At 38.3% G+C, this 25965-nt stretch carries 25 protein-coding genes; 21 read left to right on the forward strand and 4 right to left on the reverse strand.

Annotated elements, in window-relative coordinates; genetic code table 11:
- Nucleotides 1-16: 16 nt before the first annotated feature.
- Nucleotides 17-1633, forward strand: a complete 1617-nt coding sequence (locus tag ACGLXV_RS11910) for a putative polysaccharide biosynthesis protein (protein ID WP_391558760.1) — start codon at nt 17-19, stop codon at nt 1631-1633.
- A gap of 22 nt (nt 1634-1655) precedes the next feature.
- Nucleotides 1656-2375: a pseudouridine synthase gene (locus ACGLXV_RS11915; RefSeq protein ID WP_391558761.1), complete on the forward strand. Its 720-nt coding sequence runs from the start codon at nt 1656-1658 to the stop codon at nt 2373-2375.
- A 39-nt stretch (nt 2376-2414) separates the two neighbouring features.
- On the opposite strand, the gene ACGLXV_RS11920 is transcribed toward ACGLXV_RS11915, so the two are convergent.
- The gene (locus ACGLXV_RS11920; RefSeq protein ID WP_066057490.1) at nt 2415-2636 is read right to left on the reverse strand and encodes a DeoR family transcriptional regulator; all 222 of its coding nucleotides are present in this window, start codon (nt 2634-2636) and stop codon (nt 2415-2417) included.
- A 350-nt stretch (nt 2637-2986) separates the two neighbouring features.
- Between ACGLXV_RS11920 and ACGLXV_RS11925 the strand changes: the two genes are divergently transcribed.
- The 5 genes from ACGLXV_RS11925 to dat all read left to right on the forward strand — a co-directional run bounded on the left by ACGLXV_RS11925 (nt 2987) and on the right by dat (nt 8522).
- On the forward strand, nt 2987-4255 hold the full coding sequence (locus tag ACGLXV_RS11925) for a M48 family metallopeptidase (protein ID WP_391558762.1): 1269 nt from the start codon (nt 2987-2989) through the stop codon (nt 4253-4255).
- An 85-nt stretch (nt 4256-4340) separates the two neighbouring features.
- A complete protein-coding gene (locus ACGLXV_RS11930) occupies nt 4341-5048 on the forward strand; it encodes an ABC transporter ATP-binding protein (RefSeq protein WP_391558764.1) in 708 nt (235 codons plus the stop codon).
- A complete protein-coding gene (locus tag ACGLXV_RS11935; RefSeq protein WP_391558765.1) occupies nt 5048-6220 on the forward strand; it encodes an ABC transporter permease in 1173 nt (390 codons plus the stop codon). Before ACGLXV_RS11930 ends, ACGLXV_RS11935 begins: the two co-directional genes overlap by 1 nt.
- A gap of 10 nt (nt 6221-6230) precedes the next feature.
- Nucleotides 6231-7643: a dipeptidase PepV gene (gene pepV, locus ACGLXV_RS11940; RefSeq protein ID WP_391558766.1), complete on the forward strand. Its 1413-nt coding sequence runs from the start codon at nt 6231-6233 to the stop codon at nt 7641-7643.
- Between the two features lie 24 nt (nt 7644-7667).
- The gene (gene dat / locus ACGLXV_RS11945; protein WP_391558767.1) at nt 7668-8522 is read left to right on the forward strand and encodes a D-amino-acid transaminase; all 855 of its coding nucleotides are present in this window, start codon (nt 7668-7670) and stop codon (nt 8520-8522) included.
- A 40-nt stretch (nt 8523-8562) separates the two neighbouring features.
- On the opposite strand, the gene cysK is transcribed toward dat, so the two are convergent.
- Nucleotides 8563-9489 (reverse strand): cysteine synthase A, encoded by a 927-nt coding sequence (gene cysK / locus ACGLXV_RS11950; protein WP_119709519.1) that lies wholly within the window; start codon nt 9487-9489, stop codon nt 8563-8565.
- 211 nt (nt 9490-9700) lie between these two features.
- Here cysK and thpR point away from each other — a divergent pair, with 211 nt between their 5' ends.
- From thpR to ACGLXV_RS11975, 5 genes are all read left to right on the forward strand, one after another.
- Nucleotides 9701-10264: an RNA 2',3'-cyclic phosphodiesterase gene (thpR, locus tag ACGLXV_RS11955; RefSeq protein WP_391558768.1), complete on the forward strand. Its 564-nt coding sequence runs from the start codon at nt 9701-9703 to the stop codon at nt 10262-10264.
- Nucleotides 10265-10293: 29 nt separating this feature from the next.
- Nucleotides 10294-11274: an NERD domain-containing protein gene (locus ACGLXV_RS11960; RefSeq protein ID WP_391558769.1), complete on the forward strand. Its 981-nt coding sequence runs from the start codon at nt 10294-10296 to the stop codon at nt 11272-11274.
- A gap of 20 nt (nt 11275-11294) precedes the next feature.
- Nucleotides 11295-12263: a diacylglycerol/lipid kinase family protein gene (locus tag ACGLXV_RS11965; RefSeq protein WP_391558770.1), complete on the forward strand. Its 969-nt coding sequence runs from the start codon at nt 11295-11297 to the stop codon at nt 12261-12263.
- Nucleotides 12260-14398: a type I pullulanase gene (gene pulA / locus ACGLXV_RS11970; RefSeq protein ID WP_391558771.1), complete on the forward strand. Its 2139-nt coding sequence runs from the start codon at nt 12260-12262 to the stop codon at nt 14396-14398. Before ACGLXV_RS11965 ends, pulA begins: the two co-directional genes overlap by 4 nt.
- Before the next feature lie 194 nt (nt 14399-14592).
- Complete coding sequence (locus ACGLXV_RS11975; RefSeq protein ID WP_391558772.1) at nt 14593-15378, forward strand: phosphotransferase; 786 nt, start codon at nt 14593-14595, stop codon at nt 15376-15378.
- Here the strand turns inward: ACGLXV_RS11975 and ACGLXV_RS11980 are convergent.
- A complete protein-coding gene (locus ACGLXV_RS11980; protein WP_119709513.1) occupies nt 15366-15644 on the reverse strand; it encodes a YtzH-like family protein in 279 nt (92 codons plus the stop codon). The two genes, ACGLXV_RS11975 and ACGLXV_RS11980, sit on opposite strands and share 13 nt — an antisense overlap.
- A 178-nt stretch (nt 15645-15822) precedes the next feature.
- On the opposite strand from ACGLXV_RS11980, the gene trmB reads away from it, so the two are divergent.
- The 3 genes from trmB to ACGLXV_RS11995 all read left to right on the forward strand — a co-directional run bounded on the left by trmB (nt 15823) and on the right by ACGLXV_RS11995 (nt 18942).
- A complete protein-coding gene (trmB, locus tag ACGLXV_RS11985; RefSeq protein ID WP_391558773.1) occupies nt 15823-16467 on the forward strand; it encodes a tRNA (guanosine(46)-N7)-methyltransferase TrmB in 645 nt (214 codons plus the stop codon).
- Between the two features lie 89 nt (nt 16468-16556).
- The gene (gene speD / locus ACGLXV_RS11990) at nt 16557-17366 is read left to right on the forward strand and encodes an adenosylmethionine decarboxylase (RefSeq protein WP_391558774.1); all 810 of its coding nucleotides are present in this window, start codon (nt 16557-16559) and stop codon (nt 17364-17366) included.
- A 736-nt stretch (nt 17367-18102) separates the two neighbouring features.
- Nucleotides 18103-18942 carry a YtnP family quorum-quenching lactonase gene (locus ACGLXV_RS11995; RefSeq protein ID WP_391558775.1) on the forward strand — a complete coding sequence of 280 codons (840 nt, stop codon included), beginning with the start codon at nt 18103-18105 and terminating at the stop codon, nt 18940-18942.
- Nucleotides 18943-18970: 28 nt separating this feature from the next.
- On the opposite strand, the gene ACGLXV_RS12000 is transcribed toward ACGLXV_RS11995, so the two are convergent.
- On the reverse strand, nt 18971-19282 hold the full coding sequence (locus ACGLXV_RS12000) for a PepSY domain-containing protein (protein WP_391558776.1): 312 nt from the start codon (nt 19280-19282) through the stop codon (nt 18971-18973).
- Nucleotides 19283-19443: 161 nt separating this feature from the next.
- Here ACGLXV_RS12000 and ACGLXV_RS12005 point away from each other — a divergent pair, with 161 nt between their 5' ends.
- The 6 genes from ACGLXV_RS12005 to ACGLXV_RS12030 all read left to right on the forward strand — a co-directional run bounded on the left by ACGLXV_RS12005 (nt 19444) and on the right by ACGLXV_RS12030 (nt 25954).
- Nucleotides 19444-20517 (forward strand): M42 family metallopeptidase, encoded by a 1074-nt coding sequence (locus ACGLXV_RS12005; RefSeq protein WP_391558777.1) that lies wholly within the window; start codon nt 19444-19446, stop codon nt 20515-20517.
- 60 nt (nt 20518-20577) lie between these two features.
- Nucleotides 20578-21108 (forward strand): DUF84 family protein, encoded by a 531-nt coding sequence (locus ACGLXV_RS12010; RefSeq protein WP_391558778.1) that lies wholly within the window; start codon nt 20578-20580, stop codon nt 21106-21108.
- Nucleotides 21109-21190: 82 nt separating this feature from the next.
- Entirely contained in the window at nt 21191-21709 is a 519-nt protein-coding gene (locus ACGLXV_RS12015; RefSeq protein ID WP_391558779.1) for a hypothetical protein, read from the forward strand.
- A 270-nt stretch (nt 21710-21979) separates the two neighbouring features.
- Complete coding sequence (locus ACGLXV_RS12020) at nt 21980-22291, forward strand: thioredoxin family protein (RefSeq protein WP_391558780.1); 312 nt, start codon at nt 21980-21982, stop codon at nt 22289-22291.
- A gap of 91 nt (nt 22292-22382) precedes the next feature.
- Entirely contained in the window at nt 22383-23186 is an 804-nt protein-coding gene (locus ACGLXV_RS12025; RefSeq protein WP_391558793.1) for a DUF1444 domain-containing protein, read from the forward strand.
- A 188-nt stretch (nt 23187-23374) separates the two neighbouring features.
- Nucleotides 23375-25954: a DNA translocase FtsK gene (locus ACGLXV_RS12030; RefSeq protein ID WP_391558781.1), complete on the forward strand. Its 2580-nt coding sequence runs from the start codon at nt 23375-23377 to the stop codon at nt 25952-25954.
- The last annotated feature ends 11 nt before the right edge of the window (nt 25955-25965 follow it).

The following is a 25965-nucleotide window of genomic DNA, read 5'->3' on the forward strand; positions in this document are numbered from 1 at the left end:
CATAGGAAGGGATCACATGCAATCTAAGTTATTACGAGGAACATTTATTCTAACTTTAGGAACATTTATTTCAAAATTATTAGGTCTTTTTTATGTTATTCCGTTTGCAAGGATTGTAGGAGAAACAGGAACCGTACTGTATCAATATTCCTATGTTCCTTATACGATATTTATCAGTCTTGCAACTGCTGGAGTACCTCTAGCTGTAGCTAAGTTTATTTCTAAATATAATGCTATGGAAGAATATGCGGTTGGCAGGAGGCTCTTTAAGTCAGGATTGCTAGTCATGCTTGGGACAGGGATTGCTGCCTTCTTGATCCTCTATTTATCCGCGCCAATTGTTGCGGACATTATCATTGCTGATAATGAAAAGCAAACGAATCCAAGCGAAATAGTTACTGTCATTCGAGCAGTGAGTTTTGCTCTTATCATTATTCCTTTTATGAGTTTAATTCGCGGGTTTTTCCAAGGACACCAATCGATGGGGCCTTCGGCTGTGTCCCAGGTGGTTGAACAAATTGTTCGTATTGCCTTTTTATTAGCTGGAGCGTTTGTCGTTCTTAAAGTAATGAAAGGTGAAATTGTTACTGCGATTAGTATTGCAACGTTCTCAGCCTTTGTTGGGGGCTTGGGTAGCTTATTTATTCTCTTTTGGTATTGGTATAAGAGAAAGCCTTATCTCGATGAATTATTACTACAAGATAAGGGAACTGTTCAAGTATCTTTAAAAGATATGTACAAGGAAATTCTGATTTATTCGATCCCATTTATTCTTGTTGGAATTGCAAATCCTTTATTTCAATGGATTGATACGATGACCTTTAACCGGGCAATGACTTCTATTGGACTAGGCAGTATTTCGGAAAGAGAACTAGCTAAATTAAGTTTTAATACACATAAGTTAGTGATCATTCCAGTATCGTTGGCAACCGCTTTTTCGTTAACGCTAGTTCCTAGTATTACTCAAGCCTTTATTTCGAAGGACCAAAAGGCTGTGAACAAGCAGTTGAATCAAACCTTCCAGGTACTGATGTTCATCACATTGCCTGCTGCACTTGGGTTATCATTACTTGCTGAGCCTGCGTATACGGTTTTTTACGGACCTAATGCATCTGGGACTGACATCCTGCAATTATATGCACCAGTTGCGGTCTTGTTTGCCCTTTACTCAGTGACAGCAGCAATATTACAAGGAATTGACGAGCAAAAGTTCACCATTTTAAGTCTGTTAGTAGGAATTTTGGTGAAGCTCTCTCTAAATATCCCATTAATAAAGATGTTTGAGACAGACGGAGCGATTTACGCAACGGCACTTGGTTATGGAGTTGCTATTGGAATTAATTTGGTGGTTATTAAAATATTCTCTGGGTATCGCTTCCGCCTCGTTTTGCGGAGAGGATTGCTAATTGTTATTTTTAATGTTTTTATGATACTCTTAGCAGCACTTGTCTACTATTTAGCAACACTGGTTTTATCTCCAAAACTTGAGATGGAGTCTATTATTATCATCCTCGTCTCAGCAGCAGCTGGAGCAGGAATTTATATATATTTAAGCTTTAAAACTCGTCTCATCTACTTTTTATTTGGTGAACGTGTGGAAAGAATCATGAAGAAGGTAAAACTAAGAGGGTAAGACTCCACTAGGAGGGAAACAATTGCGTATTGATAAAATGCTCGCTAATTTAGGCTATGGAAGTAGAAAAGATGTAAAAAAACTTTTAAAAGACGGCGCAGTAGTCGTGAACGATAAAGTAATAAAAGATTCAAAACAACATATTGATCCAGACAATGATGTGGTTACCTTAAATGGAGAAGTAGTCGAGTACAAGGAATTTGTTTATTTAATGATGAACAAACCTCCTGGTGTCATATCAGCTACTGAAGATAATCACGATGAGACAGTGATTGATTTGCTTGAATATGAGGATCAAGTGTTTGAACCGTTTCCTGTTGGTCGACTTGATAAAGATACGGAAGGACTTTTACTGATAACAAACGATGGTCAGCTCTCTCATCGTTTGTTATCTCCAAAGAAGCACGTACCTAAAACATACTTCGCAGTTATTGAAGGAATGGTCACTAACGATGATGGGGAAGCTTTTCAAAAGGGAGTCACACTCGATGATGGCTATGTGACGAAGCCAGCATATTTAACGATTTTGAAATCTGGAATAACATCAGATATCGAGCTAACGATTACAGAAGGAAAATTCCATCAAGTAAAACGAATGTTTGAAGCCGTAGGAAAAAGAGTCATCTATTTAAAAAGATTATCAATGGGGCCACTAAAGCTTGATGAGACTCTAGAATTAGGGGAGTATCGAGAATTAACGGACGAGGAATTAGAAGAGTTAATCAATTACGAAGTGAAATAAAGAGTTCGCCCTTCCGATGAGGGAAGGGCGAACCGTCATTTAAGATGATATTTTTACCTTTTTTTCGGTTGTTGTCCATTTTCCACGACTTGGACTTTCGACTAGGTCATTATAAGCTAAAACATTTAGATCTCTCTGGATCGTTCGAGGAGTGATACCAAATTCCTCCACAAGCTCTTGCGTCGTGACAATTCCATGGTTATTAATAAACATGTAGATGGATTTGATACGGTTTAACATCCGGTTAGTCGAAGGTTTCAAAAAACCACTCCCTATCCTTTTTTCAAACCTTTGGCAAATAGCTACAACGGACGACTTCTTGAAGATGACTCTCCAAATGTATGTAAGCTTCTTTTCCCTAGACAACCCCTTTACAAGTGAATTATAAGCTGACTAAATGAAAATGTCTTTTCTTGTAGATTATTGTACTCTTATTTACAGATAATTTCTACTTTTACATAATAATTTAATAAAACGGTAATCTTTTCTTTAAAATATCCCTCCTTTTTCTTGCTGCTGTTACATTCTATTACTTAAGTCATATAAGTTATGATAAGAAATTTGATTTTTGAAAAAATAGGACAATAATAATTTGAAAGGAATGACACAGATTGAATTCATATTTACCCTCACAGCTTGTCCATCGCAAAGAGAATATCTATTTTGCACTTGTTTTAACTTTTAGTATTTTAACCTATCTTTTTTTAGTTTTTTCTATTCTAGGTATTGGAATTATTATCGTAATGGTCCTCTTATCCGTATTTTTTCATGGATTAATGGTCGGAGGCATTAGAAGAAATGGCGTTCGTATAAGTGAAGAACAATTTCCTACCCTTTATCAAAAGGCACAGGAAATGGCCGCACAAATGGGCTTGGAAAAGATGCCACAAATGTATGTTATTGAATCACAAGGAACATTAAATGCATTTGCGACCAGATTTTTCGGGAGAAATATGGTGGTCCTTTATTCGGAGATATTTGAACTTATTGAAAGGGATGCAGAAGATGAGGTGCTATTTGTTCTTGCTCATGAGTTTGCTCATTTAAAAAGGAAGCATGTAACGGTGAATTTTCTTCTATTGCCAGCCATGTGGGTTCCTTTTTTAGGAGATGCATACTTACGAGCATGTGAATATACATGCGACCGTTATGCAACCTATTACTGTGGGTCACTTACAGCATCGAAAAATGCTTTGACCATTCTAGCAATTGGGAAGGAGCTTTATAAAAAGGTCAACAAAGAGTCATATATGAGACAAATTGAATCTGAAGCAGGCTTCTTTGTTTGGTTAAATGAAAAGCTCTCTACACATCCTCATCTGCCAAAAAGATTATATGAAGTTGATAAATTCTTTTCAGAAACAGAAGTGGAGACGTTAAAGGAACCAAAAAGAGGAATCGTCATTGGAGTAATCGTAGCCTTATTGCTATCACTTGTATTTGCTGGCGGCGTGTATATGACCTACAAGGCACTAGAGAAGTTCAATGTATTCTCTGAAGCTTTTGAAATCGAGGGCATGACACCCCTAATGGAAGCGGCAAGTGAGAACGATACGGATGCCATATCCACTCTTTTAGATGAAGGTGCTGATGTAAATGAAGCAGATAGTGAAGGCTCAACTGCTCTACATTGGGCGGTTTACTCTGGTTACTATGATGCTGCAGCTTTATTACTTGAAAATGGGGCTGATACCAATACGGTTGATATATACGATGCAACGCCACTCATCAGTGCTGTTTTTGCAGAGGACGTAGAAATGGTAAAGCTGTTGTTAGAATACGGAGCAGATCCAAACTACATCGATGCCTCTGGCTACACCGCATATGATTACGCATTAGAATACGAAAATGCTGAGTTACAAGAGCTGCTTGGCCCATAGGAAAAATGCTGTCCACATAAGGACAGCATTTTTTATTTTGAAACTTCTTCGCTCAATGATTCGTACTCTAAATAGGAGGTGGATCATGGAGTTACTTAAAGTAAATATAAATCAAGCACAATACGAAATAGGCTCTTCAATTATTGAGGATATTCACTTTTCCTTGAGTAGTGGAGAATTAATTGGCCTTATTGGACCAAACGGAGCAGGGAAAAGCACTACGATTAAATCCATTTTAGGTTTAATGAAAAATATGAAGGGGACGATCGAATTTCCTCGAGACAGTAGCTATTCCTACTTGCCTGAGAGACCCATTTTTTATGATGAATTAACCTTGTGGGAACATTTGGACTTTATAGCAGCTGTTGAGGGGCTTGATCAAACAAGATATCAACAACAAGCAGAACTGTTGCTCGAGCAATATAAACTAGCCGAAGTTGCCCATACATTACCAGCAACATACTCAAAAGGGATGCAGCAAAAAGCGATGTTAATTCTAGCTTTAATCACTAATCCAGAAATCTATATTATAGACGAACCTTTTATTGGATTAGACCCGATGGCGATGAAACTTTTTCTCACGTCAATAGAGGAAGAACGTTCTAAGGGAGCAGGAATCCTCATGTCGACGCATGTACTTGATACAGCAGAAAAGGTATGTGATCGCTTTTTATTAGTAAACAATGGACGGTTAGCTGCATACGGTACACTCGAGGAAATAAGGAGGATCTGTAAGCTTCCTTATGGATCATTATTTGATTGCTTTCATTACATCGCTGAGGAGCATGTGTAATGAATGGATTTACTTTATTCTATACAAGGTTAATAAGAGAATGGAAGTTTCAATACGGTGTAATAAAAAGTGTAGCGGATTGGACCATTCTCCTTTATATTATTCTCCCATCAGTAGCCATTGGTATTGGTATTTATCGTTCCTGGTGGATAGAGGTTCCAACCTGGATCATACCTATTCCGGTTGAACTTGTTTTACTGGTTGGTTATGTTTTCACTTGGTTTGGAAATTGTCGTACATTTGTGGAAGAGGCAGATAAAGTATTTTTAATAAAGAATAGGACTCTATACTTACGAATGAAGATATGGAGCTATTTTACAACTGTTATTACACAAACACTCTCGTTGCTTCTACTACTCTGTGTGTTACTGCCTTTTGTAGTTGTACATTATGAACTTAAGCTAGCGAATATCTTTGTGTATTTTTTCTACCTTTTGCACATTAAGATTTTACTGATGTATGGAAAACTACAGTTACGTAGGATGAAGCAAAAATACATACGGTTTCTATTCTTATTTTTTGTGTTTGTGATCGGCAGCTGGATTACTCAATTGGTCATTTGGGCTGTCGCAAACCATCCATTTGTTCTCATGTGTATAGCTTGGGTTCCTGGTATGGTGGGGGTGTATTTATCGACTCGAAAGCTTCTGAAAATAAGTAGTTTTGATGAAGAACTTATGATCGAAAGAGAGGAAAAGCTAAAATACGTTGGTCTTATTTATCAATTTTCTTATTCTGTTGAAAAGACGACTCCTGTTATTCGGAAATATCCGTTATTGTTTCGTCATTCCAAACGACTATTTAAAAAGAGGACTCCTAGTCATGCCTTTATCGAACTGTTTCTGAAGGTGTTTCTGCGGAATTATTCGTATGTGTTTTCGTACTTACAGATTATTGGGGTTACCATTTCAGCGATGGTTGTCTCACCAACGATCTGGCTTGTCGTCCTCTTTTTTGTGGCTTTTCTTTTTATCCTTCGTTGGTATCTTGATGCTTGTTGGGTGAAAATTACCGCTTCACATCCTCTCGTCGGGAAGTATAAGGATCACCCAGGTTATTACGAAGGCAAGCGGAAAGCGGTGAATAGTTTGTTTCTTCTTGGAATTGTCATTGCGGTTGTCTTTTCCAGCACGGGGATATATTATTTAAGTCAAGTAGATTGGATTTTTTAGGAGGATTTTCGTGACAAACATCAATTGGTTTTCAGAAGTCGAAAAAAGAAAAGATGCATTAATTGAAGATACACAAAAGCTTTTACAAATAAAAAGCGTTCTAGATGAAGAAAATGCCACTGATGATGCACCGCTCGGACAGGGGGTAAAGGATGCACTTGTCCACATGCTTGAACTTGGGAAGTCTGATGGGTTTTCAATCAAGAATGTAGGAAATCTTGCTGGGCATGTAGAATTCGGAGAAGGAAAGGAAAGCGTCGGCATTCTTTGTCACGTTGATGTGGTCCCAGAAGGAGATGGATGGTCGAGTGACCCGTATGCAGCGGAAATTCGTGATGGGAACATTTATGCTCGTGGGGCTATTGATGATAAGGGACCAACAATGGCCGCTTATTATGCAATGAAAATTGTAAAAGAACTTCAATTGCCTCTTTCGAAAAGAGTGAGAATGATCATCGGAACAGATGAAGAAAGCAACTGGCGCTGTGTGGATCATTATTTTGAACATGAAGAAATGCCAACCATGGGATTTGCACCAGATGCTGATTTCCCGATCATATTTGCAGAAAAAGGAATCTCAGATTTTGATATTGTGCAAAGGACATACGAAACTGAGGATAACAGTGGAACTACTGTATTATCTTTTCAAGCAGGCAGACGCTATAATATGGTTCCTGATTTCGCCAAGGCGGCCTTACATACCAATCAAGAAGAAACACATATTATTCAAGAGTTTCAAAGCTTCCTTGATGAGCAACAGCTGAATGGAAAATACCTAGTTGATAATGGAGAACTTATTTTAGAGCTAGAAGGAGTATCTGTGCATGGGATGGAACCTGATCTGGGGAAAAATGCCGGGATTCTTTTAGCTGTTTTCCTAAATAAATTACAGCTAAGTGGTCTAGCCAAACAGTATTTCTCCTTTATTCAAACATATTTCTATCATGATAGCCGTGGAAAACAATTGGGAATTGCTTATACAGATGATATCTCTGGGGATCTTACGTTAAACGTTGGAAAACTTTCCTTTACAAAAGAAAATGGCGGGATGTTAGGAATCAATCTTCGTTACCCTGTCACAGCAGAACTTGATCAAATACAGGAAAAGTTAGCTCCTGTTTTACATGAACAAGGTTTTGAGGTTCAAAATGTATCAGACTCCAAACCCCATCATGTGGATGAAAAGGATTTTCTGATTCAAACCCTAAAAAAGGTTTATGAAGAACAAACGGGTGAGAAGGCAGAATTGCTGGCGATTGGTGGGGGCACCTATGCACGTTCGCTGCAATCAGGAGTTGCCTTTGGGCCATTATTTCCAGGTCGACCGGACGTGGCTCACCAAAAGGATGAGTATATGGTTGTTGAGGATTTGCTAAAAGCAACAGCAATCTATGCTCATGCCATATATGAATTAGCTAAATAAATAGAGGACAAAGGGAGTGTATGTATGGAATACGTTATTGTTGGTGGAGAAATAGTAGATCGTGGACTTGCAACTGTCGATATTGAGGACCGTGGCTATCAGTTTGGAGATGGTGTCTATGAAGTGATACGGGTGTATAATGGAAAAATGTTTACCGCTAAGGAGCATTTGAATCGATTGCAGGAAAGTGCGGAAAAGATAAGCATTCAAATACCTTATCAACCGTCTGAACTAGAGGAAATGTTAAAAGGTCTTATTGAGAAAAATGAGCTGACAAATGGCATTATTTATATGCAATTTACAAGGGGGGCGTCTCCGCGTAATCATGCCTTCCCTCACAACGTAGCTACTACTTTTGTTGCATATACGAGAAAAGTTGATCGTCCAGTTAACAGTATGCAAGAAGGTGTAAAGGCTATATTTATTGATGACATTCGTTGGCTGCGCTGTGATATTAAGAGTCTGAATTTACTAGGGAATCTCCTTGCCAAACAAAAAGCAGTAGAAGCTGGTTGCTTTGAGGCCATACAACATCGAGGTGATATCGTAACAGAAGGCAGTTCCTCTAATGTAGCCATTGTGAAAAATGGATCGGTCATCACTCATCCAGCGAACAACTTGATTTTAAACGGAATAACAAGGCAAAAAGTGAAGCAAATATGTGAGCAAAATCAAATTCCTTTTGAAGAAAAAGAGTTCACAGTTGAAGAGGTTTTACGTGCGGATGAAGTATTTTTATCTGGAACAACTGTGGAGGTAACACCAATTGTAGAAGTTGAGGAGCAACAAATCTCTGGAGGAACTCCAGGAGAAGTTACGAAAAAGCTTCAACAGTTGATAAAGGACGAAATAGAGAAGGAATGCGGAACCATAGAATAACTAAAATAGGCTGCCTACTATGGCAGCCTTCTCTAGTATCTTAAGAAAATAAATCACTTGAAAGATATCTCTCACCGGTGTCACATGCGATGCAGACAACAACGTCATCAGGGCCAAGAGTTTTAGCAACTTCTATGGCAGCGTAGCAGGCGGCACCAGAGGATGGCCCAACTAATATTCCTTCTTCACTAGCCAATCTTCTTGTGATTGTGTAGGCATCTTCATCCGTAATTTTATGAATCTGGTCGTATACATCCTGGTTTAGTATATCAGGAATAAATCCTGGGCTCGTTCCTACTAATTTATGCTTCCCAGGCTTGCCCCCAGAAAGGACCGGTGAGCCTGCAGGTTCCACTACATGAACTTGCAAATTTGAATAATGTTCTTTTAACACTTCACCCGTTCCAGTTATCGTGCCTCCTGTTCCCGCAGTGGCGACAAATGCGGAAAGTGGCTTACCTATTTCCTTCATAGCTTCAACAATTTCAAGAGCAGTAGAGTGTCTGTGTGCATCTGGATTTGCTTCGTTTTCAAATTGCATAGGTAAATAACTATTTGGTATTTGTTTTGCTAGCTCTTGTGCCTTTTTTATCGATCCAGGCATTTTTTCATCACCTGGTGTTAAAACAACCTCAGCACCGTATGCCTTTAATAGATTGATGCGTTCCTTTGTCATGGTATCAGGCATGACTAATATGGAACGGTATCCTCTGGCCGCAGCATTCATGGCTAGTCCAATTCCTGTGTTCCCGCTTGTCGGCTCAATAATAGTCGCGCCTTTTTTTAATAATCCCTTCTGTTCAGCTGTAATAATCATGTTGAATGCAGCACGATCCTTTACACTTTTACTAGGATTAAAAAATTCGAGTTTTAAATAGACGGAAGCACCATTTTTGGGTGCCAAACGATTTAATTTAAGTAAAGGGGTTTCCCCAATTAGTTCCGCAATATTTTGAACAACTTTCATCTAATGTTCTCCTAACTTCAATTATTTTCCTTGGAATTCGAAATTTTTACTACAAAAATGGGAAATGTAACATATAAAAGAGAATAACTTTATTATACCTAAAGAGGTATATTGTATTCAAACATATGTACTTCGTGTAATCGTCATTTTTTCGATTCAGTTTCAATCTCTGTTAAAATATAAGAAAGCTTGAAAGGTTTGAAAAGTTATAATGGATAAAAAAACTCATTTTTTTTATGCAGTAAAAATACCAAGTGATACAAAAAACCTTGTATATAATAAACTACTCCCACTCCAAAAGGACTTTCCTTTTCAAAAATGGGTTCATCCTGAGGATTATCATATTACTCTAGCCTTTTTAGGAAACGCAGAAACAGGCATGTTGGAAAAGTCGATTCAACTTGTATCAGATGCACTTAAGAAAGAAAATGCTTTTCCTCTAGATATTGAAGGCCTAGATACTTTTGGAAGAAATGATTCTCCAAGAATCTTTTGGGTGCGATTAATGGAACAAATTTGTTTATACGAAGTAAGGAAAACGGTATTTCATGCTTGTGAGTTAGCTGGTTTTTCCCTTGAGAAAAGACCGTTTCATCCACATATAACAGTAGCAAGAAAGTGGAAGGGAGATACGCTATTTGCGCCTGAATCACTACAACAAAAGAACCCTTTTGTTCGTGACGCAATCTCGTTTGTTGCTAATGAAATTGTGTTGTACCAGACACATTTGGAAAGAGAACCAAAATACGAGGTTGTTCAAACTTTTAAGTTATAGATCATCTGTTTATAGAAAGGAAAACCCGTATGGGACAATTAATTAAACTGCAAGATTATGTTTCACGTTACGAACAAAATATTTACGAATATCCAACTAGATATGTGAGGTTGAAAAAGCAGCAATGGGAAAAAATCTACTCTCTCTGGGAGTCAGATTCTATCATTGAAAGCATTCAACCGGTCTCAACGAATTGGTTAGAAGAAGATAAACAGCCCTTAGTTGATCGTATGAAGGGATTTTTTAAAAGAGAAAGAAAAGACGAAGAAGTGGTGGAGAAGGAGATACAATCGGAGGTACAAGAGTCTTCAGGTCTTTCATTTTCCCCTTCTTTTACCTTTAAACCAGCTACTGAAGTTGAGCTCAAGCATCAATTTCTCGACCAATTATTTCGTTTTCAAATGAAATGGGCGAGCACAACCTTGTTAGAGCAATCAAATATCAGTAAGAAGTATTTGTATGATCACAGACTTAAGTACTTTTTGCAACGCTTTCCCGATACAACCCTCGTGATGTATGAGCCAATCTTTCTATTGAAAAAAGCTCCGGTAGAAGTAGAGACGATTTTGATCACTCCAACAGAGGTGTGGTGTATCAGCTTCTTAGAGGAAGAGGACCATGCCGTATTTCAAGGAACGAAAGAAAGGTTTTGGGTAAAGCGTCATCAAGATCAGGAACAAAAGGTGTTAAATCCACTTATTGGGCTTAATCGTACAGAAAAAATTGTAAAGAAAATATTTGAGTTGTATGAAATAGAGTTGCCGATTCATAAAGTAGTATTAAGTAGAAATGGCTATATTGATTATCCCTTTCCACCCTATGGTTTACAGCTCATTGAAAAAAGAAATTACGAAGAATGGTTTCAAACGATGAGAAGCAATAAAACTCCACTGAAGCATGCTCAGCTTAAAGCAGCACAAATGCTTCTTCAGTTTAGTCAAACAACGAGTATGCGCCGACTAGAATGGGATGTTTTAAATAAAGGGGAACAAGAAGAAAAAGAATTCTAGACACGTATGGGATGAGAAAAATGGGGAAATTATACTTTATTATTAATCCAAACGCCAAGAATGGCTATAGTTTAAAAGTGTGGGCTAAAGTAGAAAAAGAATTACAAAGACAACAAATTCCCTACGAAGCGTTTCTGACAGCTTATAAAGGGAATGGTGCTGAAATAGCGATGCTTCTTGCTAGGCAAGAAGGAGAGGTATCAATCACTGTTGTTGGAGGAGATGGAACATTAAATGAGGTAGTTAATGGGGTCATCTCTATTCCACATGTTAAGGTTGGATTTATTCCTGCTGGTTCTGGAAATGATTTTGCAAGAGGATTTCAAATACCAAGAAATCCTCTTCATGCATTATCCGTATTGTTAAGAGAAAGAAAGCAAGAACCGAGGTTAACTGACGTTGGTAGAATAATAAGGTCCAGTACGGAGGACCTGTACTTCATAAATAACATGGGAGCAGGTCTCGACGGCTTAATTTCTAAACTCGCCAATCAATCAAAGATGAAAAAGTGGCTAAATAAATTATCCTTGGGTGGCCTAGTATACGTGTACTTACTTATTAAGGAAATTCTATTTTATCAACCGACAGATGTTCAACTTACTGTGGATGGTATCACTCATGATTTTCCTGCTACCTGGTTTGTGACTGTGGCCAACCAGCCGTTTTATGGTGGAGGAATGCAAATTGCTCCGAATGCAAAAACCGATGATGGCTTGTTAAATATTGTTATCGTGCATCGTTTATCAAGGCTAAAAATGCTTTCTGTGTTTGTAAGCGTTTTTTGGGGTGGTCATGTCGCCTTCAAAGAAGTGAAGATGTTAACTGGACGAGAAATTCAAATATATTCTTCTACCCCAATGATGGCGCATGCTGACGGTGATTATTTTGCTGAAACGCCTTTACAAATTCAGGCTTGTCAGCAGGTGTTGCCAATTATCACAAGGGGAATAAAGAAGGATAGGGGGCAGAAGGAGCTGAAAAATGCATGATTATTATTGAAAGACTTTTTTATGCCTATTTAGATGATGTGAACATAATTACGATCTTGTTACCTATGAGTTATCATAATGGCGAGTCAAAGGAGTTTTCACTCAGAGCTGGTGATAAAACTGAGAAGTTAGCTATTATTGAGAAAATACGATTACATGATTCCGTTAAATATATTTGCCATACCGACAAGGAACCGGAAATCGGATTGACTTATTGTGTGATGGATGAATATGGAGGGGAGACGGATCTACAGATAGGAGCCGTTATCCGAACTCCTCAGTTTGATGAAAAATTTTACTATGACGGGCCTATGGGAATCCAATATTCACCAGAAAGGACCATCTTTACACTTTGGGCGCCTACCGCAACACAATGTCAGGTAAAACTTGCTCGGACAGCTGACGATAAAACATGTCAATACGAAATGACTCGTATGGAAAAAGGGATATGGGTCACTACGGTAGAAGGAGATCTGGAAGGATATCACTATACTTATCTCGTTTGTGTGAATCTTCAATGGAGAGAAGCGGTAGATCCTTATGTTGTTGCTGTTACAGCAAATGGGGAAAAAGGAGTGATAATCGATCTAAATCGAACACCTGTGGTAAGTAAACCGCTAACAGGATTTAATTCCCCTACTGACGCTATTATTTATGAAGCACATATTAGAGACTTAACCATCCACCCAAATAGTGGAGTTACAGATAAAGGTTTATATTTAGGTGCGAGTGAACGAGATACGTTTACTAGCCAGGGTCAGGTTACTGGACTTAGCTATATAAAGGATTTAGGAGTAACACACATCGAGCTGCTCCCGTTACATGATTTTGCTGGTGTTGATGAGCTAGGGGATAAGGAAGATTATAACTGGGGATATAACCCAATACACTTCAATGCCCCTGAAGGAAGTTATTCATCAAATTGTCATGATCCGTATGCCAGAATCAATGAATTAAAGAAGTTAGTTGGCGCTGTTCACGATGAAGGACTTCGAGTCATATTGGATGTTGTATACAACCATGTATACATTAGAGAAGAATCTTCTTTTGAAAAAATTGTACCAGGCTATTTTTTTCGACATGATCAAAATGGAATGCCCTCTAATGGAACAGGAGTAGGAAATGATATTGCTTCTGAACGAAAAATGGTGAGGAAATTTATCGTCGAATCGGTCCTCTTTTGGAAAAAAGAATACGGTATAGATGGGTTTCGCTTTGATTTGATGGGGATCTTAGATATAGAAACCATGAATGAAATAAGAAAAGCGCTTGATTTATTGGATCCTTCGACCATTATGATTGGGGAAGGATGGGATTTAAATACTCCAATCGCCATTGACACAAAGGCGAGTATTCGTAATCAGAAGAAACTTCCAAGAGTTGGTCAATTCAATGACTTCTTTAGGGATACGGTAAAGGGAAATACATTCAATCTCCATGATAAAGGCTACGCATTAGGAAATGAAAGATACTTCGAGGCTGCAAAGAAAATTTTAGCAGGTAGTGTAGGTTTGAAGGAAAAGGGATTATTTCAAGAACCAATTCAATCGGTAAACTACATCGAATCTCATGACAACCATACCTTTTGGGATAAACTCCTTTTATGTGAAAAAGAGGAGCCTGAAGAGATTAGAAAAAAGCAGCAGAGATTAGCAACTGCATTTGTTCTCTTGTCTCAAGGAGTTCCCTTTTTACATTGTGGCCAAGAATTTTTTCGGACAAAAAAAGGAAATGGAAATAGTTATCGATCCCCTAATGACATTAATCAAGTGGATTGGGACCGAGTATTTGAAAACAAAGATCATGTAGACTATATCAAGGGTTTAATCAAATTAAGAAAGTCACATCAAGCCTTTCGTTTTCATTCAACCGAACTGATTAATAAGCATATGTCTTTCTTACCAGTGGAAAAGCCTGTTATTGGATACACACTTCGTGATGTTAGGAAATTTGGAATATGGAGTGAAATCGTCGTTCTATTCAATCCTCTAAAAACTGAACGTCATGTTTCGTTACCTACCGTTGATTGGCAGGTCATTGCAGACCAAGACATCGTAGAAATGAATGGGATTTATCATATACATGAAAAAGAATTTAGTCTACCTCCACTTAGTGTTTATGTACTAGTCAAGTAAGAAAGTATGATGTCTCTACTTGACGAAGGAAACACTAGGAGATAAAATCTATAAAGATGGCTATTGTCGAATTTCTTTACAATAGCCGTCTTTTTTACTTGTAAGAGACTTGTGCTTTACCATGGTGAATACTTAATAAAGAAAAGTACTTATTATAGAAACTAACGACGCAGTTAAAATGAAGGTGAACAATTTTGGAACACTTATTTGGACAAGAGTGGGAAATCGTTCCTGCAGGAGGAGCGACAGGAGAAGCGTTTATTGCACAGCATGAAGATCAGAGGCTCTTTCTTAAACGAAATTCCTCTCCATTCCTTGCCGTATTATCAGCAGAGGGTATTGTTCCAAAGCTAATTTGGACAAAAAGGCTTGAAAATGGGGATGTAATCACCGCTCAGCAATGGTTAGAGGGAAGAGAGCTAAAGCCGCAAGATATGAATACGAAGAGAGTGGCAAAGCTCCTAAAGAAGATTCACCAGTCGGAAGCCTTACTCGGCATGCTAAAAAGGATGGGGAAAACTCCATTAGAGCCTGTTCATCTTTTGTCCATTTTAGTGCAGGAGATAGATGAAGATGTGAAATCTCAGGCGGCCATTCAAGAGGCTCTATTATTCTTGCATCAGGAGCTTGATAGTATACATTATGAGGAAAAAGTTGTTTGTCATTGCGATGTTAATCACAATAACTGGTTGCTCACAGAAAGCAACCAGTTGTACCTCATTGATTGGGATGGTGCGATGATTGCCGACCCTGCCATAGACTTAGGAATGATGCTGTATTGGTATCTCCCGCAAGACAAATGGAGCGAATGGTTAGACATGTATGAAATAGAGCTTACGGACGAACTGATGCTGCGAATGAAATGGTATACGATTGCACAGACCATCTCATCTATTCAATGGCATAAAAATAAGGATAGGTACGAAGAGATGAATTACTGGGTGAATTATTTGTCTACTCTGGTTGGTCAAGAAAATTGATCAATTTCTGATACCCACTGTCCAAGTTGTTCTTGGTGCGACTCAATATGTTGATCTAGCTCATTCGTATTTGCACCGTGCTGAGAATAGCTATAAATTTGTTCCAGTACATTTTTTACATTATGATCGAGTTCAGTGTTAACCATCAGTGATTTTACCAAACGTTCTAATTGTTCACATTCAGATACGGACCCGCAACAATCGGTACTATGATTCGTTAATATATCTTTTAATAAATTCATTTGATCTTTCTGTTCTAAAGGCATCCGATACACCCTTTCAAGGTTGCTTGAAAATACGCAAAAAGGAACTTCACATTTATGTTGTGAATTCCTTTTTTTATTTATACGTAAATTAATTATATGGATTAGGTATTAGTTTTGGTTGCAACAAAATTGCTCACATGATATGGTTTGAACGATAGATTATTTTAGGGGTGTCAACATGCGTTTAAGAAATAAGCCTTGGGCAAAGGATAGGCTCGAATCCTATCCGCAATATGTTGTAGCAAATCCAGAAAGCTACAAAGGAAATTGGAACGAAGTATTCGGGAATGACCAGCCTATTCATATCGAAATTGGAACGGGTAAAGGTCGTTTCATTACTGAAATGGCTAAAGCAAATCCACATATTAATTATATTGGTATTGAGGTATATAAAAGTGTTATTGTTATTGCTCTCGACCGCCTAATTGAAGAAGACCTTCCTAATCTCCGTCTGATGAACGTAAATGCTGTCGAACTTCAGAACTATTTTGCTAAGGGTGATGTTGATCAAGTTTATTTAAATTTCTCTGATCCTTGGCCGAAAACACGCCATGAGAAGAGACGGTTAACATACAAAACTTTCCTTTCCATTTATGAAAATATTCTGGTAGATAACGGTGAGATTCACTTTAAAACAGATAATCAAGGTTTATTTGAGTTCTCTCTTAGAAGCTTTTCGGAGTACGGAATGCTTTTAAAGTATGTAAGCTTAGATCTTCATAATAGTCCTTATGAAGGAAATATTATGACAGAATACGAAGAGAAGTTCTCCTCCAAAGGCTCTCGTATCTATCGTTGCGAAGTTCAATTTCAGAAAAAATAAGCAGTCCTACTATTGTAGGACTGTTTTTTTCGTAAGGAGTTGGGTAAGTTAATAATATTTACGGAGATTATGTGAAGGGGGAAGAATGAATGCTCACTCCAGAACAGCGAATTGAGTTGCATGGATTTAATAACTTAACAAAGTCACTTAGCTTTAATATGTATGATATTTGTTACACAAAAACCAGGCAAGAGCGGGAAGCTTACTTAGAATATATTGATGAACAATATAATGCAGATCGGTTAACAAAAATTTTAAAAAATGTATCCGATATTATTGGTGCACATGTTTTAAATATCGCTCAGCAGGATTATGTACCACAGGGAGCAAGCGTGACCATTCTCGTTTCTGAAGGACCTGTTGTTGAGGTGCCGACTGAATCTACATATGACGAATCTCCAGGGCCACTTCCGGATTCAGTGGTTATGCAATTGGATAAAAGTCATATTACAGTTCATACGTACCCGGAGTTCCACCCATACGAAGGAATAAGTACCTTCCGTGCTGACATCGATGTCTCCACCTGTGGGGAAATTTCTCCTTTAAAAGCGTTACATTACTTAATCCATTCATTTGATACAGATATTATGACCATTGATTACCGGGTACGCGGGTTTACGAGGGATAAACATGGCCACAAATTGTTTATCGATCATGATATCACATCGATACAAAACTTTATTCCAGACGAGATCAAGAATCAATATGATATGATTGATGTAAACGTGTATCAAGAAAATATCTTTCATACGAAGTGCAAACTGAAAAATTTTGATTTAAATAATTATTTATTTGGATACACAAAGGATTCATTAAACATATATGAGCAAGAAGAAATTACAGAAAGCTTAACAACTGAAATGGATGAAATTTTTTATGGGAAGAATTTTTTACAGTAATTTGGAATGGTAGAGAAAAGGCTGATTTCCTCTCCAGGTGCTTGCTTTCCGGGGGGCGGGCGGTGAGCCTCCTCGGCATTCGCCTGTGGGGTCTCACTTGTCCCGCTGATCCCCCAGGAGTCAAGCACCTTCCGATCCAATCAGCGGTTTCGACTATAAATATTAACTAGGGAAACTTTCTTTCCTAAGTTATTGCCAAGTAACTTGTTAAGTTCCAGTTTCTTTTTTTACATTCAAACAGTAAACGTAAGCATCAATTCATGGACAATTGTTAGGACTTGAGAGGATGAGCATTGCATACCACGCTTTTCCTTCGTATTAGAAAAGCCACACGCTTGATTGATAAGATGAACGAAATATCAATGATTGACTCATGCTTACGTACTAATGGTCTTTGGTAACCCTTCCTCTTATAGAAATCACCTCGGAATGTAATATCTTTTAGATGAATTAAATATTGATTGGAGCGGAGGGTGGCGACTCCTGCGGGAAAAACGGGACAGTCGAGACCCTGGACTGAGCGAAGCGAGGGGAGCGGCTCGGCCCCGCCCGCGGAAAGCGCCCACCCGCAGCGGAAATCTAACTAAGCTGTTTTTATCTAGATTGATATTGTCAAAGATAAGGACCGTATGTAAACTCAATTTTCTTTCAGTCTATTGTCGTGATAGACTCTTTTTTATATTCCTAAAAAAGGAAGGAGTGGTACAATACAGGTATAAGACCTAGGGGGGATGAGATGGAAACGTTACAGTTAAAACATGTAAAGCTTACTTGGTTGAAAGGCGGAGTTACTCACTTAGATGGTGGTGCCATGTTTGGTGTCGTTCCGAAAGCACTTTGGTCAAAGAAATATCCTCATAACGATAAAAATCAAATTGAGCTTAGAACGGATCCTATTTTAATCCAACAAGAAGGGAAAAACTTTTTAGTTGAGACTGGAATTGGGAAAGGAAAGCTGTCTGACAAACAGAAAAAGAATTTCGGTGTAACAGAGGAATCAGAACTGCTACAATCCTTAGAAGTACTAGGGTTAACAAAAGAAGATATTGATTATGTTTTAATGACACATATGCACTTTGATCATGCTTGTGGGTTAACAGAAATAGTGAATAACGAGTATATATCCACATTTCCTAACGCAGAAATTATCGTTTCCACAGTCGAGTGGAATGAAATGAGAAAACCAAATATTCGATCTCAAAATACATACTGGAAAGAAAATTGGCAAAGCATAGAGTCACAGGTTGTTCCTTTTGAGCAAGAGTGGGTCAATGGGAAAATAAAAATGGTTCATACTGGTGGACATAGTGATGGACATTCCATTCTTATAGTTGAGGATGACAATGAAGTGATTATTCATATGGCAGATATCATGCCAACACATGCCCACCAAAATCCACTTTGGGTTATGGCATATGATGATTATCCAATGAATTCGATAGATGCAAAACAAAAGTGGCTCCAATTTGGGATGGAGAATCATGCTTGGTTTACCTTTTATCATGATGCTTTCTATCGGGCAATAAAGTGGAATGATCACTATGAAATTGTTGAGTCAGTGAAGAGAGTTATATAAGAAAAGCTGCCTTATTCGGCAGCTTTTCTTAAAGTGGATATACTTCTAGAATAGATCCGGTTTTTGCATCTGAAATAAATTCGTATTGCTCTAAAGTGTCACCTACCGTTCGTGATACTCCACCTTTATACACATCATAGGTGATGTTGTTTTTTTCAAACGGTTCAGTTTTCATTTGAATCCAAGAGCCGCTAATCGGACCTCTTTCTTTAAATTTTGTCTTTGCGTGTGTAAGGGCTTTTTCTGGGGACACTTTGCCCTTTTGGGAGACCCATTCGCTAGCTATAAAGCCTGAAATGATTCCAACAGAAACACCAGTTAAAAATGATTTCCAGTTCATAAAGCCCCTCCTTTTTCATACAAATAAATTCTCCTTCCATCATATCAAATTTTGCGTACATAATTAAGAGTAGCAACCAATAAAGTGGTAACATGTCGGAAAGTTAAGTAAAATAAAGATTGTACATAAAGAGTCATGTGAATATTAGGAGGCCATAATACATGAATTCGAAGACATTACAGCTTTTCAAAACGCTAACGGAACTTCAGGGTGCATCTGGAAATGAGCATTTAGTTAGAAAGTTTATGCGTGAACAATTAACTCAGTATTCTGATGAAATCATTCAAGATAATTTAGGAAGTATTTTTGGAGTGAAGCACGGAAATGCCAATGGCCCTCGTGTCATGGTTGCGGGACATATGGACGAGGTTGGATTTATGGTAACGGCGATTACAGATAATGGGATGATTCGTTTTCAGCCATTAGGCGGTTGGTGGAGCCAAGTTCTACTAGCACAGCGTGTACAGGTCATGACAAATGAAGGTCCTGTTATTGGGGTGATTGCTTCCATTCCTCCTCATCTTTTGGATGAAAGTAAGAGAAGTAAGCCGATGGAAATTAGTAATATGTTAATTGATATTGGGGCTGATAGCAGGGAACATGCGAAGGAACTAGGAATTAAACCAGGACAGCAAATTGTTCCGATCTGTCCGTTTACCCCAATGGCAAATGAAAAGAAAATAATGGCTAAGGCTTGGGATAACCGGTACGGTTGTGGTCTAGCTATTGAATTATTAGAAGAAGTACAAGGAGAGAGTTTACCAAACACTTTATATTCTGGTGCAACCGTTCAGGAAGAAGTTGGATTAAGAGGTGCACAAACAGCAGCCGCTTTAATTAAGCCAGATATCTTCTTTGCCCTTGATGCAAGTCCTGCAAATGATGCTGCAGGTGATAAAAATGAGTTTGGTCAACTAGGAAAAGGAGCGCTGCTAAGAATTCTAGATCGATCAATGGTGACCCATCGAGGGATGAGAGAGTTTGTTCTAGATACAGCAGAAACGCATAATATATCATATCAATACTTTGTCTCCCCTGGTGGTACTGATGCTGGACGAGTGCATATTTCAAATGAAGGAGTTCCAAGTGCTGTTGTTGGTATTTGCTCTCGATACATCCATACTGCTGCTTCGATTGTTCATGTTGACGATTATGCTGCTGCAAAAGAGCTTTTAATAAGACTTGTAAAGGCTTGTGACCAGACTACAGTAGATACAATTAGACAAAATAGTTAAAAACGGTAGGGAGGTAACCATTGGGAACCTCCTTTTATATTGAAGTTGAGGTGTAGTTATATGCATGTGGCAGTAGGTTCAAAAAACCAAACGAAAGTAAAAGCTGTTGAAGAGGCTTTTAAGAGCTATAATGCAACGGTTAAGGGAATGGAAGTCCCATCTGGAGTAAGTGAACAACCCTTTTCAGATGAAGAGACGATTCAAGGAGCCATCAATCGAGCGCAAGCAGCCCTTGAAATCAGTGATGCAGAAATAGGGATAGGTCTTGAAGGTGGAGTACATCAAACGAAATTTGGTATGATGTTATGTAATTGGGGTGCATTAGTTCAACATGGAAAAACCCCCATTATCAGCGGCGGAGCTAGAATCTTATTACCAAAAGAAATTGAACATAGGCTATTAGTAGGGGGAGAATTGGGTCCGATTATGGATGACTTCATGAATAAAACAAATATTCGAAGCAAAGAAGGGGCAATAGGAATCTTTACGAATGGACTCATCCCGAGGCAGGAAATGTTTCTTCACGTTAGTACTTTACTCGTCGGTCAATATGAATACAGGCACATAAACGGTTTAGAAACACAATTGTAACAATTGGAAGGCTTGTCATTGGATAGGGAGACGGGTATGATAGAAAGGAAGACAATAGTTCCTATGTAGGGAGGAAGAAAGTATGAGAAAGTATATACAGGCATCTCTCCTCTGTATAGCTGCTCTATTTTACCTTAGTGGATGTTCTGCATCCTTTGACGAAGAGGAAACAGAAACAGTTGATGTTGTGGAGAACGCATTTAAGGAAGAGGCTAAAGAACCAAATAATAAAACTGAGGAAATTGAATATTATTTACCTTTTGGTTTTGAAGTGGAAGAAGAATCTCCCAATAATATTATTTTAAAGAATGGTTCAAAAACATATATATTGTTTTACAATCCAATAGAAGGTCAAGATAGTGAAGTCGTTTACCAAGCAACAGTCGATCAAGACAAATTCGATACCGATAAAGTGATCAAAACGGATGGGAAATATGGCTTTCTATTAGTAAAAAAGCTCGAAGATAACCTGAATGAGCTAACTATAGGGGTCGGTGGTATGAAGATTACCACAGAAACAAAAACAAGGTCCCTTAGCAGCGAAGCAGATATGATGATTGATATCGTTAACTCCATAGAGTTAAAAGAAAACGAAGGATGAATTCCTTCGTTTTTTGTTAGAAAATAATGTATTGTTTTAGAACTTTGAGCAGTGTCTAGCTCCAGCGCCTAGCTCCTCGGGGTCATAAGCCAAAGTCCTACAGAGGTCAGGACCTCTTTCGGTCTCCGTCTTATGCCTGTCGGAGCTTACCAAGGCGCTTGCGCTTTTCTTGTAAGTCTAATTTCTTTTCAGAGGGGCTACAATGTTTTAGAATATGGTAGTCTGAATAACTATTTACGTAATGTATAAACTGTTATGGGAGGTAATCATATGAAAATGCTTGAGAGTGTAGAACAGTTTGAAACGATGAAAAACAATGGAAAACATATATTTATGTTTTCAGCAAATTGGTGTCCAGACTGCCGAGTGATTGAGCCGGTCTTGCCAGAAATAGAAGAGAAATATAGTGAATACAATTTTGTTCATGTAGATCGTGATCAATTTATTGACTTGTGTATAAGCTTAGATGTGTTTGGAATCCCTAGCTTTATCGCGTTTGCAGATGGAAACGAGCTAGGCCGTTTTGTCAGCAAAGACCGGAAAACACAAGAAGAAATTGAGCAATTTATCGAAGGTCTATAATAATGGAATAGCTCCCAATCTTCCCGAGATTGGGGCTATTTCATGTAGATAAAAGAGAAATTCTCCAATAAGGAGGCAAGTATTTATGAAAATGGATAGTAAAAAAATGAAGACAGAGCTTGAAAAACGCCTTCAAAGTGATAGCCGTACGATAACTTATGATCGAAAAAATGATCAATTACGTATAGAGAGCAATGAAAGTGGAAGAGGAATTTCCGTTGAGTTGCCTAGAATTATAGCAAAATGGGAAGTAGACAAAGAAAAGGCCATCGATGAAGTCGTATACTATGTTGAGGAAGGCCTTAAGGCAATGGATGAGAAAACGACTCAAGAAGGTGAAAAGACTCGGATTTTCCCTGTCATACGCTCTACGTCTACTCCTGTTGTATCGCGTGAAGAAATTCCTTTAGTATATGATGATCATACGGCTGAAACCAGGGTTTATTATGCGCTAGATTTAGGAAATGCGTACCGAATTATTGATGAAGCATTAATGGCAAAGGAGAATTGGACGAGAGATTATATCCGTGAAGTAGCTCTTTTCAATGTAAGAAGCCTAAAAACAACTATGAAACGTGATGAAGTGGCAGGAAATATCTTTTATTTTCTCAATACAAACGACGGATATGATGCAAGCCGTGTCCTAAACGATGCGTTTTTAAAGGAAATGAGTTCGAAAATTAGTGGAGATATGGCGGTAGCGGTTCCACATCAGGATGTATTAATTCTGGCAGATATTCAAAATGAGACAGGATATGATATTCTCGCACAAATGACCATGAGCTTCTTTGCCAGCGGTCGAGTGCCAATAACGGCATTATCCTTTTTATATGAAAATGGAGAATTAGAACCGATCTTTATTTTAGGAAAAAACAGAAGTAAAAAACCAAACTAAAGGGCCAATGATGGTCCTTTTTTCCTTTTTATGTTGTCTCTGGAGCGAAAACCAACAAGCTAAAATTTAGTTAGGTCAAAAGATTCAAAATTATATTATTACTAGCAATCTTTTATTTCTTGTCGATATTATTGTATTCAATGATAAAATAAGAAGACATGATGAGAAAGAAGAAAGAGTGATAAGGTTTGAATTGGTTTAAGAAATTGTTTAGTAAAATAAGTGACGATGAAGTGGAAGAAATATATGAACAAAAAGTAGAACCATTTAAAGGAACAAGAAAAGAACAAAAGGATATGGATGCTCGAATTGTCTACCAGTATCCGAAAGGTAAATTTAAGTTTCCGTTAATACCTGATGAACGAGAAATGCAGAAAGCTTCTAGAAAAAGTAGAGAAGAAAGGACTTCTTCCCGTCAGCGAACAGAACCAGAACCAGTAATGAAAAGTGAAACGGTTCGTTCGAAACCTAGAGTCGGCTCTCTTACAAAAAGCAAAGAAAGTCCACCTACTAAAAGTGAAACAAAAAATAGAGATGTATCAAGAAGACCGTTTCGACCAACAGAAATTCCTTCTCCAGTCTATGGTTTTGAGAAAAGGGTAAGACCGCAGGAGGAGAAGCCGGTAGAATACGAGTTAAACTCCTTTTTGAAGAAAGAGTACATAGAGCGTTATTCTGAAGCATCTGTTCAGGTAGATAGAATAGAGAAACAGGCCATTGAAGAAGTTGTTCAAGTAGAAGAAACGGTTATAAATACGGATCCCATTGAATTGATTAGCATGGATGTTACAGAGGAATCGCTTCCGGCAGAAACAGGAGCAGAACCGGATTATGCTCATGAAGAACAAATAGAACCAGTTGAAGAGGAAGATATAGAGGATGATATAGAGCACATTGTCCCATTGGAGTCTACCGGGGAATTGGAGGTTGCCGTAACAGCAGAGAGTCCCGCCCAGGAAGAGGAAAAACTAGAAGTTGAACAAAGTGTACAAATAGAAGAATTAAACGTAGTTGAACAGAGTGTTCAGATAGAAGAACTGAACGTAGCTGAAGAGGAACTTGAACAGGTAGAGGTGCAAAAAATCGAAGAAAGCATGCAACAGAATACCGAACAGGAGGAATTAGATGGTCATGAAGAACCTCCTGTCGAACCTGCGCCTAAACGCAAGCAATTGCCTTTTAATGTATTAATGTTGAAAGAAGATCGTCGTAGATTAGAGGAAAAAAGAAATCAAATAAAGAGTGAAGCCACTATTGAACCACCGAAACCATTGATACCTGAAAAGGAAGCCGAAGACAATAAGCAGCCTGCTAGCGTCATTGAGATAGCTGAAGTGATCGATGAGGAAAATCCGTACTACGTATTCCCTGAGCTCGATCTCCTGTCACCTCCCGTTATTTATGATACAAGTGGAGAATGGCTTGAGGAGCGGGAAAGACTTTTAAACGACACGTTAGAAAGTTTTAATGTTCGAGCAAGTGTGGTAAATGTTACACAAGGTCCATCGGTTACAAGGTTTGAGGTGCAACCGGAGCCGGGTGTAAAAGTAAACAAAATTACTAATCTAGCAGATGATATTAAATTAAGTCTTGCCGCAAAAGATATTCGGATTGAAGCACCGATTCCAGGGAAACACACGATCGGGATTGAGGTCCCGAATGAAGTAAGTAGACCGGTTTTACTCTCGGAAATTATTAACAGCACAGAATTTCTACAATCGAAGTCACCTTTAACAGCTGTACTCGGACTAGATATATCCGGGAAGCCAATTGTAACTGATTTGCGTAAAATGCCGCATGGCTTAATTGCAGGAGCTACTGGGTCTGGGAAAAGTGTGTGCATAAATACAATCTTAGTCAGCCTTCTCTATAAAGCTAGGCCTGATGAATTAAAGCTTCTATTAATTGATCCGAAGATGGTTGAGCTAGCACCTTATAATCAAATACCGCATCTTGTAAGCCCTGTGATTACCGATGTAAAAGCAGCAACAGCTGCCCTTAAGTGGGCTGTTGAGGAAATGGAAAGACGATACGAATTATTTGCACATACGGGAGTACGTGAGATCAATCGTTTTAATGAACAATGTGAACAGCATAATCAACATGCTGATAAGCTACCGTTCATTGTCATTATTATAGATGAATTAGCGGACTTGATGATGATGGCCCCTGCAGATGTCGAGGAAGCGATATGTCGTATCGCTCAAAAGGCTAGAGCATGTGGGATTCACTTAATTATTGCAACACAACGACCGTCTGTTGATGTTATTACGGGATTAATTAAAGCAAATGTTCCTACAAGAATCGCCTTCTCTGTATCAAGTCAAATCGATTCTCGTACGATTATTGATATCGCTGGAGCAGAACGTCTACTAGGTCGTGGGGATATGCTATTTTTAGAAAATGGATCCTCAAAACCTGTTCGTCTTCAAGGTACATTTGTATCAGATGAAGAAATTGACCAAGTAGTAGCTCATGTTCGAAGAGAACAAAGTCCAAACTACTTGTTTCATCAAGAGGAGCTATTAAAGAGGGCTGCTGTTACTGAAGAAGAAGATGAACTATTTTTTGAAGCTTGTGAATTTGTCGTTGATCAAGGCTCTGCTTCCACCTCGAGCCTTCAAAGAAGATTCAAGATTGGTTATAATCGAGCAGCTAGATTAATTGATATGATGGAGAAAAACGGGTATATTTCTGAAAATCGTGGCAGTAAACCGCGTGATGTATTAATTAATCAGGATGATCTTCAAAGTATACAAGAAATGTAAGTATGGTTATT

Source organism: Robertmurraya sp. (genome assembly GCF_036676585.1).
Lineage (GTDB): Bacteria > Bacillota > Bacilli > Bacillales > Cytobacillaceae > Robertmurraya_A.

What these genes read in the sequence shown, in the direction of transcription:
- ACGLXV_RS11910 (WP_391558760.1), top strand. Translation starts at nt 17, where the DNA reads ATGCAATCTAAGTTATTACGAGGAACATTTATTCTAACTTTAGGAACA.
- ACGLXV_RS11965 (WP_391558770.1), top strand. Translation starts at nt 11,295, where the DNA reads ATGGGGAAATTATACTTTATTATTAATCCAAACGCCAAGAATGGCTAT.
- ACGLXV_RS12020 (WP_391558780.1), top strand. Translation starts at nt 21,980, where the DNA reads ATGAAAATGCTTGAGAGTGTAGAACAGTTTGAAACGATGAAAAACAAT.
- ACGLXV_RS12005 (WP_391558777.1), top strand. Translation starts at nt 19,444, where the DNA reads ATGAATTCGAAGACATTACAGCTTTTCAAAACGCTAACGGAACTTCAG.
- ACGLXV_RS12025 (WP_391558793.1), top strand. Translation starts at nt 22,383, where the DNA reads ATGGATAGTAAAAAAATGAAGACAGAGCTTGAAAAACGCCTTCAAAGT.
- ACGLXV_RS11960 (WP_391558769.1), top strand. Translation starts at nt 10,294, where the DNA reads ATGGGACAATTAATTAAACTGCAAGATTATGTTTCACGTTACGAACAA.
- thpR (WP_391558768.1), top strand. Translation starts at nt 9,701, where the DNA reads ATGGATAAAAAAACTCATTTTTTTTATGCAGTAAAAATACCAAGTGAT.
- cysK (WP_119709519.1), bottom strand. Translation starts at nt 9,489, where the DNA reads ATGAAAGTTGTTCAAAATATTGCGGAACTAATTGGGGAAACCCCTTTA.
- ACGLXV_RS11980 (WP_119709513.1), bottom strand. Translation starts at nt 15,644, where the DNA reads ATGCCTTTAGAACAGAAAGATCAAATGAATTTATTAAAAGATATATTA.
- pulA (WP_391558771.1), top strand. Translation starts at nt 12,260, where the DNA reads ATGATTATTATTGAAAGACTTTTTTATGCCTATTTAGATGATGTGAAC.
- ACGLXV_RS11935 (WP_391558765.1), top strand. Translation starts at nt 5,048, where the DNA reads ATGAATGGATTTACTTTATTCTATACAAGGTTAATAAGAGAATGGAAG.
- ACGLXV_RS12015 (WP_391558779.1), top strand. Translation starts at nt 21,191, where the DNA reads ATGAGAAAGTATATACAGGCATCTCTCCTCTGTATAGCTGCTCTATTT.
- ACGLXV_RS12010 (WP_391558778.1), top strand. Translation starts at nt 20,578, where the DNA reads ATGCATGTGGCAGTAGGTTCAAAAAACCAAACGAAAGTAAAAGCTGTT.
- ACGLXV_RS11995 (WP_391558775.1), top strand. Translation starts at nt 18,103, where the DNA reads ATGGAAACGTTACAGTTAAAACATGTAAAGCTTACTTGGTTGAAAGGC.
- dat (WP_391558767.1), top strand. Translation starts at nt 7,668, where the DNA reads ATGGAATACGTTATTGTTGGTGGAGAAATAGTAGATCGTGGACTTGCA.
- ACGLXV_RS11930 (WP_391558764.1), top strand. Translation starts at nt 4,341, where the DNA reads ATGGAGTTACTTAAAGTAAATATAAATCAAGCACAATACGAAATAGGC.
- speD (WP_391558774.1), top strand. Translation starts at nt 16,557, where the DNA reads ATGCTCACTCCAGAACAGCGAATTGAGTTGCATGGATTTAATAACTTA.
- ACGLXV_RS12000 (WP_391558776.1), bottom strand. Translation starts at nt 19,282, where the DNA reads ATGAACTGGAAATCATTTTTAACTGGTGTTTCTGTTGGAATCATTTCA.
- trmB (WP_391558773.1), top strand. Translation starts at nt 15,823, where the DNA reads ATGCGTTTAAGAAATAAGCCTTGGGCAAAGGATAGGCTCGAATCCTAT.